This is a genomic window from Streptococcus sp. AS14 (assembly GCF_000286495.1).
GTDB lineage: Bacteria > Bacillota > Bacilli > Lactobacillales > Streptococcaceae > Streptococcus > Streptococcus sanguinis_P.
The window spans coordinates 260,650-280,379 of record NZ_ALKI01000018.1 but is presented as its reverse complement, the minus strand read 5'-3'; the positions used below and the strand labels follow the sequence as shown (position 1 = coordinate 280,379).

Below are 19,730 nucleotides of genomic sequence, written 5' to 3'. Positions count from 1 at the left end.
TTATGGCAATTTTAGTATTAGGTGGGGCTGGCTATATCGGCTCGCACATGGTAGACCGTCTGGTAGCGGCAGGCAAGGAAGACGTAGTCGTCGTTGATAATTTGGTAACTGGCCATCGGGCAGCCGTCCATCCGCAAGCGGTCTTTTATGAGGGGGATTTGGCGGATAAGGACTTTATGCGTGATGTCTTTGCCAAACATCCATCTATCGATGCAGTCATTCACTTTGCTGCTTTTTCACTGGTGGCAGAGTCTATGGTGGATCCGCTCAAGTATTTTGACAATAACACAGCAGGCATGGTTTCTCTTTTGGAGGTCATGCAGGAATGCGGCGTTAAAAATATTGTTTTTTCTTCGACAGCGGCGACTTATGGCATTCCTGAGGAAGTTCCGATTCTGGAAACGACTCCGCAAAAGCCAATTAATCCTTATGGTGAGAGCAAACTCATGATGGAGACCATTATGCGCTGGGCAGACCAGGCCTATGGTATCAAGTTTGTAGCTCTGCGTTATTTCAATGTGGCTGGTGCCAAACCTGACGGTTCAATCGGAGAGGACCACGGGCCTGAAACCCATCTCCTGCCCATTGTGCTTCAGGTGGCTCAGGGCAAACGTGAGAAGATTGCCGTCTTTGGAGACGATTACGATACTCCAGACGGGACCAATGTCCGTGATTATGTCCATCCTTTCGACTTGGCTGACGCCCATATTCTGGCTGTTGAGCATCTGCGTGCGGGACAGCCTTCAGATGCCTTTAACCTTGGCTCTTCGACTGGTTTTTCCAACTTGCAGATTGTAGAAGCAGCCCGAAAGGTGACCGGCCATCCTATTCCTTTGGAAATAGCAGAGCGGCGCCCAGGGGATCCGGATACGCTGATTGCTTCCTCTGAGAAAGCAAGAAAAATTCTGAGCTGGCAGCCGAAATTTGACAATATCGAAAGCATTATCGAAACTGCTTGGAAATGGCATTCCAGTCATCCAAATGGCTATGATGATAGAGGATAAACTGACAAACCAGCTAGAAAGGCTGGTTTTTTACTTTGAATCAGAAATCCCTTCTTTACAAATTTTTAAAAGCCTTTTATAATAAAAGGAAGATTGATTGACATATTATCTGTAATCTTGTTTATTTGCTACTAATTATTAGTATATTTTAAAAATCATGGTAGTTACAGTGCAAGGAGAAATAAGAGTGTAGAATAGCGAATTTTTTGAACCACTATCAGATGAGACAGATGTTGACAGTTTGTTGTGTAAGGGCTTTAGAGACTTATGATATAATGAATTCATAAAAGTTTGAGAAGTCTCTTAATCTTTTCAAGCTGATTTTCATAAAAAGAATAGGAAATAAGTATGCACTCGATTCTTGCCTTATATATCACCCTGATGCCGGTCATTCTGGCTGGAGTTCTGAATATGATATTTTGCAGGTCTTCACTGCTAGAGGCGGCTTATCGACCAATGGATGCTGGGCTGATTTTAAAGGATGGGAAGAGGCTTTTTGGGGCTAACAAGACCTGGAAAGGTTTCTTTGGCATGATTGTCTGGGGAGCTTTGGCGCAGATCTTTTGGGGATTGCTCTTAAAGGGTATTCCCACTCTAGAGACGCTGCACTTGGTCTATGCTTTCTACGAAAATACCGTCCTGTTTAATCTGGTGCTTGGAGCTCTTTTGGGGCTGGCCTATGTTTTGTTTGAGCTGCCCAATAGCTTTATCAAGCGTCGTTTGGAAATCAGAGAGGGCAAGACGGCGGAGAATGGCTGGAAATGGACCTTTATCTGGATAGACCAGATTGATTCCTTGATTGGCTGTATCATTTTCTTGCTTTTCTATATTCCTCTGTCCTGGCAGCAGATGCTGGGCATTCTAATACTAGGGGCGGGCACTCATCTAGGAGTCAATCGTCTGCTCTACTGGGCTAAACTTAGAAAAAATCGTATGTAAGATGGGAGCTTTTGATGAAAGAACTATGGCTGGAAAAGGAGCCTTCGGCCGTCTATGGCGGTAAAATCAATCAGTTAATCAACCTCTGTCAACTGGGGTTTTCGGTTCCTAAGGGTTTGATTTTGCCTGCGGACCAAGTAATGGATTGGCTAAGAGCAGCTCTGCCAGAATACTCAAAAGAGGGACTTAAAGAATTAATCGAACTTGGCAAAGAGGAAATTGCGAAGCGTTTGCAGCAGTATCCCTTGGAGTCAGCTTGGCTACAGGAGTTAGCAGATTTTTGTCAGGAAAATCAAGCCTATATCGTTCGCAGCAGTGCCCTCTTAGAAGACGGACAGGCCATGTCATTTGCTGGGCAATATGACTCGATTGGCAACTGCCGGACACTTTCAGAAATTGAGCAGGGCATTCGTTCTTGTCTGCTTTCCCTCTTTAATCCAGAGGCCTTGGCTTACTGGCAGCGTCAGGGTCTGGCAGAGCAGGATTTTGCTATGGCAGTGCTGATTCAGGAGCAGATAGAGCCTGACTTCAGCGGTGTCTGCTTTTCCCTAGATGTGGCGACTAATCAGGACCAGTCTATGCTGCTTGAGTATGTAAAAGGCTCGGCTGAGAGCTTGGTTAGCGGTCAAATTAATCCTGAGCAGCTGACTCTCCCTTGGTACAAGACAGACTGGAGCCAGTTTGAAAAGGCTGAAATCCCTTTGGCAGTCTTGCAGAAGCTGCACGAGCAAGTTTTGCAGATTGTGGCGTATTTTGGTCGGCCTATGGATATTGAGTGGTGTGCTGTCCAAGAGCAAGTCTATCTGCTGCAGGCTCGGCCCATCACGACAGTACCAACTAAAATCGACAGTGGTCGCTGGACAACGGCGAATTTTCGGGACGGAGGCGTGGCGGCTCAGCCCTGTCCCAACCTGATGTGGAGCCTTTATCGCCATTCTTGGCAAGAGGCTCTCTCCAGCTTTTTGCTGGCAATTGGCCTAGAGCCTGAAGGTGTGATGCCGCCATTGATGCTCCTGCATTATGCTCGGCCCTTCTGGAACTTAGGCGTTGTCAAGCAAGGTATGGAGCAGATTCCGGGCTATATTGAGCGAGACTTTGATGATGAGTTGGGAGTTAATAAAGACTACCAAGATCAAGGTTTTACCAGCAAATTAAGTCCAGCCTTGCTCTTGAATTTCCTGCGGGTAGCTTTAAAAACACAAAAAGTAACTAAAACCTTTCTGCATCAGGCGCCAGACAAGCTGCAAGAGCTGCGTCAGCAATTTACCCGCCTGAATCAAGAAATCCAAGAACTAAACGACCAAAGCCCGCTCCAGCAAGTCGAGAGTCTTTGGCAGTTAGTGCTAAATCAGGCTTATTTAGACAGTGAGGGAACTTATTTCTGGCAGGCCTACATCAATACGGTCCAGCTGTCAATGAAAAAGACAACTCTCCTCAAATGGCTGACGGTCGATGAATTTTTTCAACTAATTGCTAAGTTGGGAAATGTTTCGCATACCAAGCCTTTGACTCGAATGCTGGAAGCTGCGGATCTTATTTTGGCAGACGAGAAGCTGACAGACGATTGGCTGAAGCTATCTGTGCAAGAGTTGCAGGGACTGGCAGCGCAATATCCTGAGCGAGCTGATTTTATCAAGATTCAGAATTTTCAAAAGGACTTTGGCTATCACTCGGCTCGGGAGCTGGACTTGCGAGTGCCAAGCTACGAAGAAGATGCTCATCAGGTTCTGACAGCGGTTCAGCAGTTGGTTGCTGATTCAGCTTACTACCAGGCGGCCAAAGCTTCGCTTAGTCCTGTCTCAGAGTCTGAACTTGATCTTGCCCATCTATCTCGAGCTAAGCAGAAAAAGATAGAAAAAATCAGTCAAGACTTGCGGAACTTGCTCTGGTGGCGAGAGGAGTTCAAGGATATTTCCACGCGCTATTACCACCTCATTCGTCAGATTAGTCTCAAACTCGGCCAGGCCTACGAAAAGCAAGGCTTTCTGAAAGATTCTCAAGATATTTTTTACCTTAAGAAAGAAAGTCTGACTGCCTTTATGGAAGGGCAAAAGACTGCAGAACAGCTTCAAGAAGAAGCAGCTGATAATCAGCATTATTGCCAGGCCTATCGAAATTTTGAGCCAGTAGGTGATTTGACTGACAAAGAGATGAGTCTGGAAGCGGTGTCCCGTGATAGCCAAGCGCTTCTTACGGGAATGCCAGCCAGCAGTGGTCAGGTGACAGGTCGGGTTCGAGTCCTCTTGGATTTGGCTGATATTGAGACGATTGAGCCGGGAGAAATTCTTGTCACTCGCTATACAGATACGGGCTGGAGTTATGTTTTCGGCATTCTAGGTGGTCTTGTGACAGAGTACGGCGGGGTTCTCTGCCATGCATCCATTGTCTCTCGGGAATGCGGGATTCCAGCTCTTGTCTGCGCTAAGAATGCAACTCAGCTGCTAGAAACTGGCATGCTGGTAACTTTAGATGGAAGAAGAGGAGAAATAAGAATTCATGAAGAAGAATGAACCTTTGTTTATCGGTGAATACGATAAATCTGTTATCCTGACTTATATGGGCGCTGCTTTTGCACTGTTGGCAGTCTATGCCATCATTCAGTCCCAGCTGCGGCTAGCCATGATGGCTTTTATCGTTAGCGGTATCTGTGACCTTTTTGATGGTGTGGTGGCGCGGCGGATGAAGCGGACTGAAAGCCAGAAGCGCTTCGGCATTGAGATTGATTCGCTCTGTGACATGATTAGTTTTGCAGCTCTTCCGGCTGTGCTCCTCATGACCCAGCTGCCCTTGGGAGCAGCCAATATCATCTTGGCTGTCCTCTATGTCTTAGCTGCGGTTACGCGCTTGGCTCATTTTAATCGCTTGGTCAAACATGATGAAGGATCTGGCTCTTATTTTATCGGCTTGCCCGTGACTTACAGCGCCCTCGTTTTCCCTCTGACCTATCTGGTCTGTCAATGGCTGGCGCCTGGCCTCTTTGCCTGGGTGTGGCTGTGCTTGTCTCTTTTGCTGACCTTCTTATTTGTCTACAACTGCCGAATTCCCAAGCCCAATAAGCTGGCCTATCTGGTCTTTGCGATTTTAGCTGTTGCTAGCTTGATTGGTCTGGGGTTTCTCTCATATGGTTAAGGTTTATCAGAGGAGGACTGGTCAAGTAGTTGAACCGACAGAATACAAGGCGGGTCTGTTAGACAAGCTTTATGGTACTGCCTGGAGCCGCTTCCTATTGCCTATCTTGACCCGACCTAGCCTGTCTTATCTTCTAACCTTGAAAGACTACACTGCTTTTTCTCGCAAGAAAATAGCAGCTTTTGTGGAAAATTATCAGCTGAATCTGGCTGACTATGAAGATGGCTCCTATTCTAGCTTTGCGGCTTTCTTCCAGCGGAGAATCAATCCCGCTCTGCGTCCAGTCTGTCCTGACAGTCAAGTACTGGCAGTGGCAGATGCCAAGCTAGAGGCTTTTACCATCAGTCAGGACTTGCAGCTGATGATTAAGGGGCAGACATACAGGCTATCTGACTTACTGCTGGATGAAGAGTTAGCTCAGCTGTTTAGTGGTGGAGCAGCACTGGTCTATCGCTTGGGAGTAGAAGACCTGCACCGCTATCTGGCGGCTGAATCCGGCAGAATTACCCAAAGACGAAAAATCAAGGGCCGCCTGCATACGGTCCGGCAGGTAGCCCAGAAGCGGCGCTTGATTTACAAGGAAAATAAAAGAGAATACTGTCTTTTAGATACCGACCTAGGACCTGTCCTGCAGATGGAAGTAGGGGCTCTGCTGGTCGGAAGAATATACAATCACAGTCAGGACCGTTTGGTCAGAGGACAGGAGAAGGGCTGCTTTGGTCTGGGTGGCTCAACCATCCTTGTCCTCTATCCAGCAGGCACGATTCGCTTGGATCAGGATATCCTGACTTACTCAGACCTCGGAATAGAAACCCAGATTCAAATGGGTGAAAAGATTGGAGAAAAGCTATGTTTAAACGATTAGCTGTTTATTATAAGGAAATGTTTCCTTTGCTGCCACGCTTTTTTGTGGCTGCCATCATGTTTTTTGAGATTTATTTTGTCCTTCTACTCAATGACGGAGTGACCACCTTTCGCTTTGACCATCAGGAGTTGATCGGAATTTTTACGATTTTTGTCTTTCTGATGATTCTGCGGATCGCAGATGATTTCAAGGACTACGAGACCGACAGGCGGCTCTTTCCTCATCGGGCTCTGCCATCTGGACGAGTGAAAAAGAAGGACCTGGCTGTTGCCCTCAGCTTTATCGTAGCTGTATCTGTACTTCTCAATGTTCTCTTTATGAACAATATTGGCTGGTTTCTCTTTCTCTATATCTACGGAACTCTCATGTCCTTCTGGTTCTTCAAGCGTGACAAGATTCAAAATTCTCTGCCATTGGCTCTGGTGACCCATAATCCAGTCATGATGATTTTGAATCTCTATACTATTTCCTTTGTCTGCTACAAGTACAATCTGCCTCTCTTGTCTTTACCGACCGTTTTGCTGGCCTTTACCATGTATTTCCCAAGTCTGATCTGGGAAGTCTGTCGCAAGATTCGGGCGCCAAAAGACGAGACAGAGTATGTGACCTATTCTAAGCTTTTTGGTTACAAAAAAGCCACTCGCTTTATCGAGGTGGTGACTCTGCTGGATATCTTGACCAATTTCGCCCTTCTCTGGAATATTTCCCATGTCGGAGTAGTGGTCTTAGTGCTGAATGTCATCTGGATGACCGTCCAGTTTGAGCAGTTTATCAAGGATCCGACTCGCTTTAATATCCGGGAGCGGGTGGAGCGTTATACTTATATCACGGAGACGACCATGGTTCTGTCTGTTGCTGTTTATCTCTTGATGGGGGTACTTTGATGAAAAGGATCAAGCAGACAGGGCTTGACCAGGTCGGAGGCAAGGCCTATCATTTGCTGAAAATGCAGGCTACTGGTTTGCCGATTCCTGACTTTGCAGTGTTTGCTTTTGACTTTTTTCAAGAATCTGCCAGCTCTGCTGACTTGGAGCGGATGGAAGAAGCTTATCGGTCTGGAGAGTTGGACTTGTCCCAACTCAGTCAGCAGCTCCAGGACTGGGCTAAAGAGCAGTTTGCGCAAGAAGATCTGACAGCGGCAGAAAACTGGATCCGGAAGGAGTTTTCTCAGAAAGACTGTCGCTTTGCAGTTCGCTCATCAGCAACCATTGAGGATGGCAAGGATTCATCCTTTGCCGGTCAGTTTGAGAGTCAGCTCAATGTGAAGCCGGATGGACTTAAAGAAGCTATCCAAGCGACCTTGCTCTCTCTTTATCAGGAGTCGGCTCTTAGTTATCTATTTGAGCAAGGCCTATCGTTGAAGCAGGCGCAGATGATTTGCCTTGTTCAGGTTATGCAGGAGGGAGACTTGTCTGGGATTTACTTCACAGCTAATCCCAAGGGCATTTTGAATGAGCACATCATTGTCATTGGTAGGGGCTTGGGCAATAAGGTTGTCGAGGATAAGATTCCTACAACAATGGTGACCCTCCATCCCAAGGACCAGCTCTTTTATACAGAGCAGATGGAGAACTCTCCAGACTTATCACAGGAACAACTCGCGGAGTTACAAGGCTTGGCAAGTCAGGTAAGTCAGCTTTTCGGACCTTATATGGATATGGAGTTTACCTTCGCCAATGGCCAGCTCTATCTCTTGCAGGCACGACCTATTACTACCTTGCCAGAGGGTCAGCGGATTATTCTGGATAACAGCAACATTGTCGAGAGCTATCCGGGCGTTTCCAGTCCTCTGACTATTAGTTTTATCCAAGAGGCTTATGCCAGCATTTTCCGCAGTCTGGCCCAGCGCTTGGTTGGCAAGGGTGCCCCTGAGTTGGCTGCCTATGAAGCCACCTTTCAAAATATGCTGCAGCCGGTCAATAGTCGTGTTTATTACCAGATTCAGAGCTGGTATCAGCTCTTGCAGCTTCTGCCTTTTTCTAAGAAAATCATTCCTATCTGGCAGGATATGCTGGGAGTGAGAGAGACAGAGGTGCCTCAGATGCCAGTGCACCTGTCTGCTTTCAAACGCCTGCAAATCATGCTCCGAATCATTCGAGAGTTCTGGACAGCGCCCAAGCAAATGCGGCAATTGGAAGAGCAGTTTGCCCAGATTCAGCGCGAATACGAAGCGAACTTTTCTCCCGACGCAGATGCTGAGACCTTGATTGCCTTGGTCAATAAGCTAAAAGAGGATATTCTGGCTCACTGGGACATTACCCTGGTAAATGATCTCTATGCTTTTGTCTATACCGGACTCCTGAAGAAGTCGCGTCGCGGCGGGGCTGTTCAGGCTGAGATTGCAGGAATTGAGCAGATTGAAAGTATGCAGCCGGCTTTGGCTCTGCAGGCTTTAACAGCTCAGCTGAAAGCAGAAGAAAATGCAGAGATTAGACAGGCCATGGCAAGTGAAAGTCCAGCAGTCTTTCTAAGTCGCCAGCACCCTTTGGTCCAAGAAATTGCCCATTTTATCCATGAATTTGGTGATCGGGCTCCGGAAGAGTTGAAATTAGAAACTCCAACCTTTCGAACGCACCCAGATCGTCTGCTCAAGCTCCTGCTGCAAATGTGCCAGCAAGAGGAGAAGAAGTTGGCACCTCAGAAACTTGAAGAAGAGGTGCAAAAATCAGGCTGGTGGACGAATTTTCTTCGCAAGCGAGCCATGACCGGTGTTAAATATCGGGAAAGCTCCCGCTTAAACCGCACACGAATCTACGGCATGATGCGGCAGATTTTCCGAACGCTTGGGCAGCAATTAGCCGAGCAAGGACTGCTGGCTACGCCTGACGATGTTTTTTACCTGACAAAGGAAGAATTGTTTGAGCTGACCAGAAAACCCAGAGATGTTAGCGGCTTGATAGCCGAGCGTCGAGAGAAGTTGGAGGCTGATAAGGAGCTGCCAACCTTTAGTCGCTACGTTTTTGCTGGACAGGTCTTTGAGAAATATCTGAAACCGCAAAACCGTACCAGCAGTCATAATACGGGCAATCAAGCCTTACAAGGGATTGGCTGCTCACCTGGCTGCGTCAAGGCTCAGGTTTTGGTCGTGAAAGATGTGCAGGAGATTGAGTCTGCTCAGGACCGGATTATCGTGACCAAGATGACCGATCCGGGCTGGGTCTATCTTCTGACCCAAGCCAAGGGTGTCATTGCCGAGCAGGGGTCTTTGCTCTCGCACACGGCAATTATTTCCCGCGAGTTAGGTATTCCTTCCATTGTCAATGTCAGAGGTGCCTGCAGCCAGCTGCAAAACGGTGATTGGATTGAGATGGATGGCCTTACTGGCAAGATTCGACTGATCAAGGAGGAAGACCATGCTGCAAATTAAACCAGTCAAACCCAATACTGCAGAGCTGGCCGATTTTCTAGCCCTGCCCAAGCAGATTTACCAGCCAGACCACCTTATGCAGTCGGAAGAGGAAGAGTTAGCTTTGATTGAGGGCAGTCACCCGCTGAGTTCTGACTTAGAAACCTATGCCTTTATTGGCTATGAGGAGAGTCAGCTTTGTATTCGCGGACTTCTGACCTTTTATCCAGATGATGAGGCTGCTTACTTGGGATTTTTCGAGTCGATCAATGACCGGCAGATTTCATCTGCTTTTATCGAACATTTAGCAGGTTTTGCTCGCAGTCTCGGAGCGATTAAGATAATCGGTCCCGTACAGGCAAGTTTTTGGCTGGGTTATCGAATGCAGCTGACTGGAACAGAGGAGCTCCCTTTTACTGGGGAACCTCATAATCCAGACTATTATCCTGAGTTATGGAAGGCTGCTGGTTTTGAGCTTAAGGAGCGCTATCTATCTAATTTTTATCCCAAGGTCAGCAATCAAACTCATCAGGATAAGCTGGCTCATCGCTTTGACTCTTTTGAGGAAGCGGGATTCACCATTTGCTCTCCCAAAAAGAAGGAGTGGGATCAAGCTTCGCTGCAGGTTTTTGAGCTCCTCAATCGCCTCTATCAAGATTTTCCGATTTATCGGTCAATTTCTAGTCAGCAGTTCAGTCAGATTTTTCAAAAATACCAGTATATTCTTGATTTTTCTATGGTTAAGCTGGCCTATAAGGAGGGCAAGCTAGCAGGTTTTCTGATTGCCATGCCGGACTACGGATCTCTGGTTTATCAAAAACTGACTCCTCTCAACCTAGCCAAGCTTTTTTGGACCAAGCGCTTTCCCAAACGCTATATGATTATGTATTTAGGAGTAGATGAACAATTCTTGGGGTTGGGCTCTGCCTTGGCCTATCCGATTTTTAAAGAGGTACAGAAGCGACAGACTTCAGCTATTGGAGCCTTGATTCATCAAAAAACTGTCACGCGCCACTATGCGGCAGAACTGCAAGGAGACAAGCATGAGTATGGTCTCTTTGAGTTGGATTTGTAACAAAATAAATCACATTTTAAAAAACAGATTTTCTAACTGAAGATTTGTTTTTTATTTTTTAGTAAAAATGAACACTATTTTCAGGCTGTTCAAAAACATGATGATTTCAGTCTTCAAAGATATATTTTTAAGCAAAAGCATTGAATTTTTGTAGGAAATTCTGTAAAATTTTAAGAGATTATTATATGAAGAAAAGGGAATTATTATGGAAAAAAGAATCACTGGTGATACGCTCCAGCGCTATTCTTTTAGAAAGTTATCAGTAGGATTGGTTTCTGCCACTATCGGAAGCTTCTTTTTGAGTACCGCCATAGGGGGAAATATAAGCACGGTTGAGGCTGCAGAAGTCTCAGCTGGCAAAACCGTTCCAGTCCAGTATCACTACGTAGTAGAGTCTGAACTCACTGAAGCTGAGAAGAATGCAGTTGTTAAGGAGCTTCCAAAGTTTGTGGAAGAAAACTCTGATGCTTATTATCTGGTTTACCGTCCAAAGACCCAGGGGCTTTCGGCAAAAAGTTTGCCAAAGACAGGCTACTCAAGTCTGTGGGAAGCAACTTTTGCAGCTGCTGGGCTGACTTTAGCAGTCTTAGTAATTGCACGAGGTAGAAATGGTAAGCAATACCTGTCTTCTATTTTGCTGGTGACAGGTCTAGGCTCTATTCTCCTAGCTCCTTCTGTATTTGCAGTGACCAATATTGAATTAGCCGCCTACAATCAAAGGCTAAATTTGACAGTGGGAGATAAGCTGCCTGAACCTTTAGAGATTGCTGGTTTCGAATATGTTGGCTATCTGAAAAGCGGTGAACAGGGCAAGGAGAATGCAGCAGGAAGTCATCAGCTTCCTACGGCACAGAAGGACTTGTCAGCTGTCGAAGTCGATCAGCAGGCAGGTAAATCTGCTAGTCTTTCTGGGAATCAGGGTACTGCCAACAAGCCTGTATCTACTGAAACAGAGAAACTGACAGAGCAAGAAAAAGAGATTATTGCTGCCAAAGAACGCGAATTTGCTCGGCTTTCTCCAGTCACTGAAGTACCAGAACTGGAATTCAAGAGCCAAGAAAGCAGCCAAACCCAAGTCCTGCCTTATCAAACAGAATATCAATATTCAAATGAACTCGCAGAGGGGCAATCTCAGGTCATTCGCGCAGGTGTCGCTGGTACACGCACTGTCGTCACACGCAATTATATTGCAGGTAAAGAAATTGTAAAAAGCGAAGTGATTTCAGATCAGGTAACTGCAGAGCCAGTTTCGGAAATTGTGTTGGTCGGTACTGCTGCAGTAAAATCTATACCAAAACAAGCACCAGTGCATCAAGTCCCGGAATTGACGACTTATGGTACGACACCAGATACCGCACCTGTAAATGAAGTTCCAGAATTAACGACCTATGGCACGACGCCTGATACAGCGCCAGTCCAAGAAGTCCCAGAGTTGACAACCTATGGTACCGCACTTGATGACGCACCCGTGCAAGAAGTTCCAGAATTGACGACCTATGGTACAACGCCAGATACTGCACCAGTTCAAGAAGTACCTGAGCTAACGACTTATGGCACTGCACCAGACACCGCTCCAGTCCAAGAAGTTCCAGAACTAACAACTTATGGCACTACACCAGACACCGCTCCAGTCCAAGAAGTTCCGGAACTAACAACTTATGGTACCGCACCAGATGAAGCACCCGTGCATCAAGCCCCAGAATTAGAGCTGACTGCGACGGATGAAACAAGAAGAGAAAAGATAGATTTTTCTGTTGAAGAACAGTATACTGATGAGATTCCAGAAGGCAGTCGCCAAGTTGTCACACCAGGAGTAAAGGGTGAGCGGGCTATTACCACTCGTATCTATACCTCGAATGGCCAAGAAGTTGACCGCCAAGTTTTATCAGATGAAGAAATTCTTGCAGCAGTCACACAGATTATTAAGGTCGGAACAAGTAAGTCAAGCCTGATTCCGGCTGATGCTCCAAAGGTTGAAGAACTACCAGAATACCCGCTAACTTACACGGATGAAACCCGTGTAGAGAAAGTAGCCTTTAACATCGAGGAACAATACACTGATGAATTGCCTCAGGATGCCCGTCAAATTGCGACTCCAGGTGTTGAGGGTGAACGGACTATTAAGACCCGCGTCTACAGTTCCAATGGACAAGAAATTGACCGCCAAGAGTTGTCCAATGAAGAAACCTTGGCTCCAGAGACGCAAGTTGTCAAAGTCGGTACCGCTAAACCAACCATGGTACCAGGTGATGCACCAAAAGCAGACGTTTTGCCAGAGTATCCATTAATATACACGGATGAAACGCGCGTAGAGAAAATCAACTATACTATTCGTGAAGAAGAGACTGACGAGCTAGTCCAAGGTACTCGCCAAATTGCGACTCCAGGTGTGCAAGGTGAGCGAACCATCAAGACCCGTGTCTACATTTCCAACGGTCAAGAGGTTGAACGTCAAGAGCTGTCAAATGAGGAAACTCTAGCGCCAGTAACGCAAGTTGTCAAAGTAGGCACGGCTAAGCCACATTTGGTAGCAAACGATGCACCGAAAGCAGACGCCTTGCCAGAGTATCCATTGACTTACACAGATGAAACGCGTGTTGAGAAAATTGCCTTCAATATTGAAGAACAATACACTGATGAATTGCCACAGGACGCCCGTCAAATCGCGACCCCAGGTGTTGAGGGTGAACGTACCATTAAGACCCGTATTTACAGCTCTAATGGTCAAGAAATTGACCGCCAAGAGTTGTCCAATGAGGAAACTCTAGCTCCAGTGACGCAAGTCATCAAAGTTGGTACTGCTAAGCCAAATAGGGTACCAAATGATGCACCAAAAGCAGACGCTTTGCCAGAGTATCCGCTAACTTACACGGATGAAACGCGTGTAGAGAAAATTGCCTTCAATATTGAAGAACAATACACTGATGAATTGCCACAGGACGCCCGTCAAATTGCCACTCCAGGTGTTGAGGGCCAGCATACCATCAAGACTCGCGTTTACAGCTCTAATGGTCAAGAAGTTGACCGTCAGGAACTTTCCAACGAGGAAACTTTAGCTCCTGTGACGCAGATTGTCAAAGTCGGAACGGCTAAACCAAACATGGTGCCAAAAGATGCACCAAAAGAAGCAGCTTTGCCAGAGTATCCACTGACTTATACAGATGAAATGCGTGTTGAGAAAATTGGCTTTAACATCGAAGAGCAATATACGGATGAGTTGGTTCGCGATGCCCGTCAAATTGCGACCCCAGGTGTCCAAGGTGAACGAACCATCAAGACTCGTGTCTATAGCTCAAACGGCCAAGAAATCGACCGTCAGGAACTATCCAATGAAGAAACCTTAGCTCCTGTTACTCAAATTGTTATGGTCGGAACGGCTAAGCCAACCATGGTTCCGAACGATGCGCCAAAAGCAGACGCTTTGCCAGAATATCTGCTAACTTACACAGATGAAACGCGTGTAGAGAAAGTAGCCTTTAACATCGAGGAACAATACACCGATAAATTACCACAGGGCGCCCGTCAAATCGCAACCCCAGGTGTGCAAGGTGAGCGAACTATCAAGACTCGTGTCTACAGTTCAGACGGTCGAGAAGTTGACCGGCAAGAGCTGTCCAATGAGGAAACCTTGGCTCCGGTAACGCAAGTTGTCAAAGTCGGTACAGCTATGCCAACCATGGTCCCAAGTGATGCACCGAAAGCAGAGGCTTTGCCAGAATACCCGTTGACTTATACGGACGAAACTCGTGTAGAGAAAATAAACTTCAACATCGAGGAACAATACACCGATGAATTGCCTCAAGATGCTCGTCAGATTGCGACTCCAGGAGTGCAAGGCGAGCGAACAATCAAGACTCGTGTTTACAGCTCCAATGGTCAGGAGATCGACCGCCAAGAGTTGTCCAATGAAGAAACCTTGGCTCCAGTAACACAAGTTGTTAAAGTCGGAACTGCTAAGCCAACCATGGTACCAGGTGATGCACCAAAAGCAGAGGCTTTGCCAGAGTATCCGCTAACTTACACGGATGAAACTCGAGTTGAGAAAATAAACTTCACTATTCGTGAAGAAGAAACGGACGAGTTGGTTCGAGATGCTCGTCATATCGCGACTCCAGGTGTGCAAGGTGAGCGTACCATTAAGACTCGCGTTTACAGCTCTAATGGTCAAGAAATCGATCGCCAAGAGTTGTCCAACGAAGAAACCTTAGCTCCAGTTACGCAAGTTGTCAAAGTTGGAACGGCTAAGCCAACCATGGTTTCAAACGATGCACCGAAAGCAGAGGCTCTTCCAGAATATCCGTTGACTTATACCGACGAAACTAGAGTTGAAAGAATTAACTTCTCAACTCGAGAAGAAGAGACCGACGAGTTAGTTCGCGATGCCCGTCAAATTGCCACCCCAGGTGTTGAGGGCGAACGGACGATTAAGACTCGTGTCTACAGTTCCAATGGTCAAGAAGTTGATCGTCAAGAACTGTCCAATGAAGAAACTCTAGCTCCGGTAACGCAAGTCGTCAAAGTCGGTACCGCTAAGCCAAATATGGTACCGAATGATGCACCAAAAGCAGCAGCCTTAGAAGAATTCGATTTAATTCCACTGTACAATCTATTAGCGGAAGCGGATCAGATTAAAGCTCAGGCACGTTATTTCAATGATAGTCAGGAGCATCAGGCTAGCTATGATACCGCTTTGGTATCTGGTCAAGCGATTCTCAACCAATCCCAAGCCAGCCAAGCAGAAGTCAACCAGCTTGTTAAACAAATCAATCAAGCCAAGGCACAGTTAAGCGGACTTGAGGTTGTCAAAACCGCTCTTCAAAATGAATACGATTTAAATCCAACTATCAAAACAGCTCCAAAATATAAAAATGCTGACTCAGAGAAGCAGACATCTTATACTGACGAATTAGCCAAAGCAGAAGGAGTTCTGAACAATCAAACTGCCACACAGGTGCAGGTCAACCAAGCATTTGCTAGCCTGACAGCAGCCAAAGAAGCTCTAAATGGAGTGCCTAAAGTCAAGCCAACGGTTTCCATTCTAAGTCTGACAGAAAATCCTGATGACAAGTCGATTACAGTCCAATATAGACTGGAAGACCAGACCCAGTCCTTCCGTTCAGCGACTGCAGAATTGTACCAGGGAGATCAGCTTGTTCGCACTCTTCCGATTACCAATTTCGCAGGAAGTCTGAAGATTGGCGACTTAGACTACTACACAGGTTATACGCTAAAAACCAAGCTGACTTATGAACTGGATAATGGCAGCTTCACAGACCTTGAAACGGACAGCCGCAATTTTGAATTGGAATACAAGAAGATTGCCTTCCGAGATATTGATTCGGCAGAGTTTTACAGAAAAGAAAACGACCAGTTTAAGCGCGTCGTGTCCATGAGCTCTATGCCTACAGATTTGTCTACCTATTTTGTCAAAGTCAAATCAAGTAAATCTAAGGAAATGCTCCTGCCGGTTCACAGCATAGCGGAAAGCCATAAAGATGGCAGGGATGTCTATAAAGTAACAGTCTCTCTACCTGAGCTAGTTCAAGAAGGTGAGACAAGCTATAAGTCTGGCTATGACTTCTATATCAGTAAGGCAGTCCCTAGCCAGCATAATGTCTACACCAGCTTTGCTGGTTTGATAGAGGCCATGAAGCAAAATATGGCTGGCAACTATGTTCTGGGAGCAGATTTGGATGCTAGCGAGGTCAGTCTGGCACCTGCGGACTATGTCTACCTAAAAGGGAACTTCACAGGCAGTCTGACAGGTAATCATAATGGCAAGCAGTACGCGATTTATAATCTAGCCAAGCCTTTATTTGAAAACCTCAAGAGTGGTTCCTCTATTTCTAATCTGGACCTGAAAGAGGTCAATATTGTAGGCACCTATGACTCAGCGGCTTTGGCCCGCAATGCAGAAAATGCTCGAATCACAGACGTTTCAGTCCAAGGTAGAGTAGAAGTAAAAGAAAATGCTTCACAGGTGGCAGGTTTGGTTGTTATTGCTAACAATACCCAAATTACCAATAGCTCCTTTACTGGAACTATCGTGTCCAATGATAAACAGGGTAAGGAATACAATGTCGGTGGTTTGGTTGCCAATCTTAAGGGAGGAGACTCCTTGATTAGCCAAAGCAGGGCAGATGTAACCATTCTAGCAGGCGCTAGAGCCAACAACCAACGCTTTGGCGGTTTAGTCGGCCGTTTAGAAAACAATGCCCGCATCAGCCGCTCTTATGTAGCTGGAAAGATTCAAAACTCTACTAAGAACGGTCAGATTGGTGGTGTGGTTGGTTCCAATTACTTCAATGGCTTGATTGATAATGTCATCAGTAATGTCAGCGGAACAAATGTTTACAGTATTTCAGGCGACCAGGGATATGAGAATAACCGTATCACAGAAGCTTATGCCGTTGAAGGAAATAAAACACTGGAAAATGACAAGTTTGTCACATCAACACTGACTCTGGACCAGGCAGAAGAGAAGCTGGCTAGCTTAGACATTACGACCACGCTAGAAGACACGAATCTCAACCTTTATTCTGTCAATTATGCTCAGGAAAAGAATGCTCGAGAAGACCGTCTGATAGCTTATGCTAACATGGAAAAACTCCTGCCATTCTACAATAAGGAAACCATTGTTGCCTACGGAAATAAACTTACAGAAAACCACAAGCTCAATAAAGAGTACTTGCTGGATGTTGTTCCAATGAAGGGCGACCAGGTTATCACTGATATCAATAGCAACAAGACAGCGATTAATCGCTTGATGCTGCACTTCGAGGATAATACAGTTGAATACCTGAATCTGACCTATAAGGGAGATTTCAAATATAAGGCAATTGCAGAATATACTGTAAATGGCCTAGACCTTCTTTATACACCAGAAGCCTTCCTATCAGACTATAGCAGAGTTCTCAATCAAGTGCTGCCGGAATTGAACAAGGTTGTCCTTGATTCGCCAGCTATGCGGACTGTTTTAGGCGTAAATGCTGACACTTCTTTGGATGATCTCTATCTGGACACTGCCTTTGACCAAGTCAAGACCAAGCTATCAGAAGAGTTACGCAAGGTACTGGCTATGGACAAGTCTATCAATACGGAAGGCAATGTTGTAGCAGACTATATAGCTCAGCAAATTAAAGACAATAAAGAAGCTTTCTTACTTGGTCTGACCTATCTCAACCGTTGGTATAATATCAACTATGACAATATCAATGTCAAGGATTTGTCAGCCTATAAATTTGACTTCTTTGGAAATCATAATGCTTCAACCTTAGATACCATCATTTCACTTGGTAAGTCAGGCATGAACAATCTTAAAGCTAAGAACAACTATATGGCTTATGATGCCTCGCTTTCTGAAGCGACTGGTAAACGAGGGCTCTTCAATTATCTAGAAGGTTATCGTCAGCTCTTCCTGCCAGACAAGACCAATAATGAATGGCTCAAGACCAATACAAAAGCCTACATCGTTGAGGCTAAGTCGGATTTAGCAGAAGCGAGACAGCTTCAGGATGCAGCCGAGGACAAGAGTAAGTATTCTGTCGGCGTTTATGACAAGATTACTGCTGATAACTGGGAACACAAGGGCATGCTCTTGCCACTCTTGACCATGACTGACAAGGGCGTCTATGCTATTTCTAATATGTCTACCATCTCTATGGGGGCTTACGATCGCTATCGTCTTGATGCCAATGGCAGGGTCCGGACAGATGCAGAGCTAGCTGAATTTGTCGAAGACCGAGTGAGAAAAACAGCTGAATACCAGCGCGATCACTATGACTTCTGGTATAAGATTCTAAGCGATGAAAGCAAGGACAAGCTCTTCCGTTCTGTTCTGGTTTACGATGGATTCTCATTGGTTGACAAGAATGGTCAAAAATATTGGGCTCCAGCTAATGACAAAAAATCACTGGCTATGCAGGAATTCTTTGGACCAGCCGGCAAGTGGTATCCTAGCAAGGGCTATAATGCCTATGCTACAGGAAGTGTAACCCACTTTGATGCAGCTAAATTGTTAGAAGACTATGGTAACTCTGTCTACACGCATGAAATGACCCATAATTCTGACGGTGGCATTTACTTTGAGGGCAATGGCCGCCGCGAAGGTCTGGGAGCTGAGCTTTATGCTCGCGGACTCCTGCAGTCCACTCCAAGTACAGATGAGGCAACCATTACACTCAATACCCTCTTCAAGGTGGACAAGGATTCTAAGACGCGTCTACACACATATAACTTCAAGGAGCGCGTTCAAAATGCAGAAGACCTGCAACACTATGTCCATGGTATGTTTGACATGATTTACACCCTAGATTACCTAGAAGGTACCTCTATGCTGAAGCAGAGCGATGATGCTAAGCTTCAGTGGTTCAGGAAGATGGAGAATTACTATGTTACAGATAAGTATGGTAAGGAGACCCATGCTGGAAACCAGACGCGAAGCTTTACTGCTGAAGAAATCAAGCAGCTGAAGACTTTTGACTCTCTGATTGACAATGATGTCATCACTCGTCGGGAGAACAAGGACAGTGGTAGATATGGACGAAATGGCTACCTCAGTCTCAGCCTCTTCTCACCAATCTACTCAGCCTTGAGCAATCCAAATGGAGCACCGGGCGATGTCATGTTCCGTCGTACAGCTTATGAGTTGCTAGCAGCCAAGGGTTACCATGAAGGATTTATCCCTTATGTTTCTGGTAAGTACTCTAAGGAAGCCTTTGATGAAGGTAAGAAAACGTGGGATGGATGGTCCGGAAGAGATGTTGGTCTCGTGACTGACCAGAAAGTCTTGGAAAATGTATTCAAGGGTGAATATGACTCTTGGCTAGCCTTCAAGAAGGCGATGTATAAGGAGCGGATTGATCAGCTGACCAAGCTTAAACCAATCACCATCGAGTACGAACTCAGAAATCCAAGCAGTACCAAGAAAGTAACCATTCGCTCTTATGCAGACATGCAAAGGCTGATGGACGCTGCAGTAGCAGAGGATGTGAGCAACATTGCCAATGCTACAAGCCGCGTTGATGCCAGCTGGGTCAACCTGCTTAAGAAGAAGATTTACAATGCTTATCTACGTGAGACAGACGACTTCAGACAGTCTATCTTTAATAAGTAAGTAATAAGTTGTTTTCCGTATATGTTTAAAAATGCCTAGACTGTAAAAAGTCTAGGTATTTTTTCTGCTATTTATTTCTAATAAATCAATAATAATCCATCCGAGTTAGATTAAAAAAATAATCTGTAACTTTTTTGTAATGAAAGTAGACAAAGAATAGATAATTGCCTCTAAAAAAAGTAGTTCACAAAGAGTCAATTATAATATTTTATGTTATAATTGATATGTATATGTCATATTTGCTTATCATATACAAA

General features: G+C 45.6%; 9 protein-coding genes. All 9 read left to right on the top strand.

The window, feature by feature from the left end; translation table 11 throughout:
* The first annotated feature begins 2 nt into the window (after window positions 1–2).
* The 9 genes from galE (at window position 3) to HMPREF1150_RS00790 (ending at window position 19,473) form a co-directional block, all read left to right on the top strand.
* Entirely contained in the window at window positions 3–1,004 is a 1,002-nt protein-coding gene (galE, locus tag HMPREF1150_RS00750) for a UDP-glucose 4-epimerase GalE (RefSeq protein WP_009660396.1), read from the top strand.
* 348 nt (window positions 1,005–1,352) lie between these two features.
* Entirely contained in the window at window positions 1,353–1,943 is a 591-nt protein-coding gene (locus tag HMPREF1150_RS00755) for a CDP-archaeol synthase (RefSeq protein WP_009660392.1), read from the top strand.
* A gap of 14 nt (window positions 1,944–1,957) precedes the next feature.
* On the top strand, window positions 1,958–4,453 hold the full coding sequence (locus HMPREF1150_RS00760) for a PEP/pyruvate-binding domain-containing protein (RefSeq protein WP_009660322.1): 2,496 nt from the start codon (window positions 1,958–1,960) through the stop codon (window positions 4,451–4,453).
* On the top strand, window positions 4,440–5,072 hold the full coding sequence (locus tag HMPREF1150_RS00765; protein ID WP_009660489.1) for a phosphatidylcholine/phosphatidylserine synthase: 633 nt from the start codon (window positions 4,440–4,442) through the stop codon (window positions 5,070–5,072). The genes HMPREF1150_RS00760 and HMPREF1150_RS00765 overlap by 14 nt, the downstream gene beginning before the upstream one ends.
* Window positions 5,065–5,937, top strand: a complete 873-nt coding sequence (locus HMPREF1150_RS00770) for a phosphatidylserine decarboxylase (protein ID WP_009660406.1) — start codon at window positions 5,065–5,067, stop codon at window positions 5,935–5,937. The genes HMPREF1150_RS00765 and HMPREF1150_RS00770 overlap by 8 nt, the downstream gene beginning before the upstream one ends.
* Window positions 5,922–6,821: a UbiA family prenyltransferase gene (locus tag HMPREF1150_RS00775; protein WP_009660349.1), complete on the top strand. Its 900-nt coding sequence runs from the start codon at window positions 5,922–5,924 to the stop codon at window positions 6,819–6,821. Before HMPREF1150_RS00770 ends, HMPREF1150_RS00775 begins: the two co-directional genes overlap by 16 nt.
* Complete coding sequence (locus HMPREF1150_RS00780; RefSeq protein WP_009660427.1) at window positions 6,821–9,304, top strand: phosphoenolpyruvate synthase; 2,484 nt, start codon at window positions 6,821–6,823, stop codon at window positions 9,302–9,304. The genes HMPREF1150_RS00775 and HMPREF1150_RS00780 overlap by 1 nt, the downstream gene beginning before the upstream one ends.
* A complete protein-coding gene (locus HMPREF1150_RS00785) occupies window positions 9,291–10,358 on the top strand; it encodes a hypothetical protein (RefSeq protein ID WP_009660355.1) in 1,068 nt (355 codons plus the stop codon). The genes HMPREF1150_RS00780 and HMPREF1150_RS00785 overlap by 14 nt, the downstream gene beginning before the upstream one ends.
* 205 nt (window positions 10,359–10,563) lie before the next feature.
* Window positions 10,564–19,473 carry a ZmpA/ZmpB/ZmpC family metallo-endopeptidase gene (locus HMPREF1150_RS00790; RefSeq protein WP_009660417.1) on the top strand — a complete coding sequence of 2,970 codons (8,910 nt, stop codon included), beginning with the start codon at window positions 10,564–10,566 and terminating at the stop codon, window positions 19,471–19,473.
* Window positions 19,474–19,730 lie beyond the last annotated feature (257 nt).

What these genes read in the sequence shown, in the direction of transcription:
- HMPREF1150_RS00760 (WP_009660322.1), top strand. Translation starts at nt 1,958, where the DNA reads ATGAAAGAACTATGGCTGGAAAAGGAGCCTTCGGCCGTCTATGGCGGT.
- HMPREF1150_RS00775 (WP_009660349.1), top strand. Translation starts at nt 5,922, where the DNA reads ATGTTTAAACGATTAGCTGTTTATTATAAGGAAATGTTTCCTTTGCTG.
- HMPREF1150_RS00755 (WP_009660392.1), top strand. Translation starts at nt 1,353, where the DNA reads ATGCACTCGATTCTTGCCTTATATATCACCCTGATGCCGGTCATTCTG.
- HMPREF1150_RS00765 (WP_009660489.1), top strand. Translation starts at nt 4,440, where the DNA reads ATGAAGAAGAATGAACCTTTGTTTATCGGTGAATACGATAAATCTGTT.
- galE (WP_009660396.1), top strand. Translation starts at nt 3, where the DNA reads ATGGCAATTTTAGTATTAGGTGGGGCTGGCTATATCGGCTCGCACATG.
- HMPREF1150_RS00785 (WP_009660355.1), top strand. Translation starts at nt 9,291, where the DNA reads ATGCTGCAAATTAAACCAGTCAAACCCAATACTGCAGAGCTGGCCGAT.
- HMPREF1150_RS00770 (WP_009660406.1), top strand. Translation starts at nt 5,065, where the DNA reads ATGGTTAAGGTTTATCAGAGGAGGACTGGTCAAGTAGTTGAACCGACA.
- HMPREF1150_RS00780 (WP_009660427.1), top strand. Translation starts at nt 6,821, where the DNA reads ATGAAAAGGATCAAGCAGACAGGGCTTGACCAGGTCGGAGGCAAGGCC.
- HMPREF1150_RS00790 (WP_009660417.1), top strand. Translation starts at nt 10,564, where the DNA reads ATGGAAAAAAGAATCACTGGTGATACGCTCCAGCGCTATTCTTTTAGA.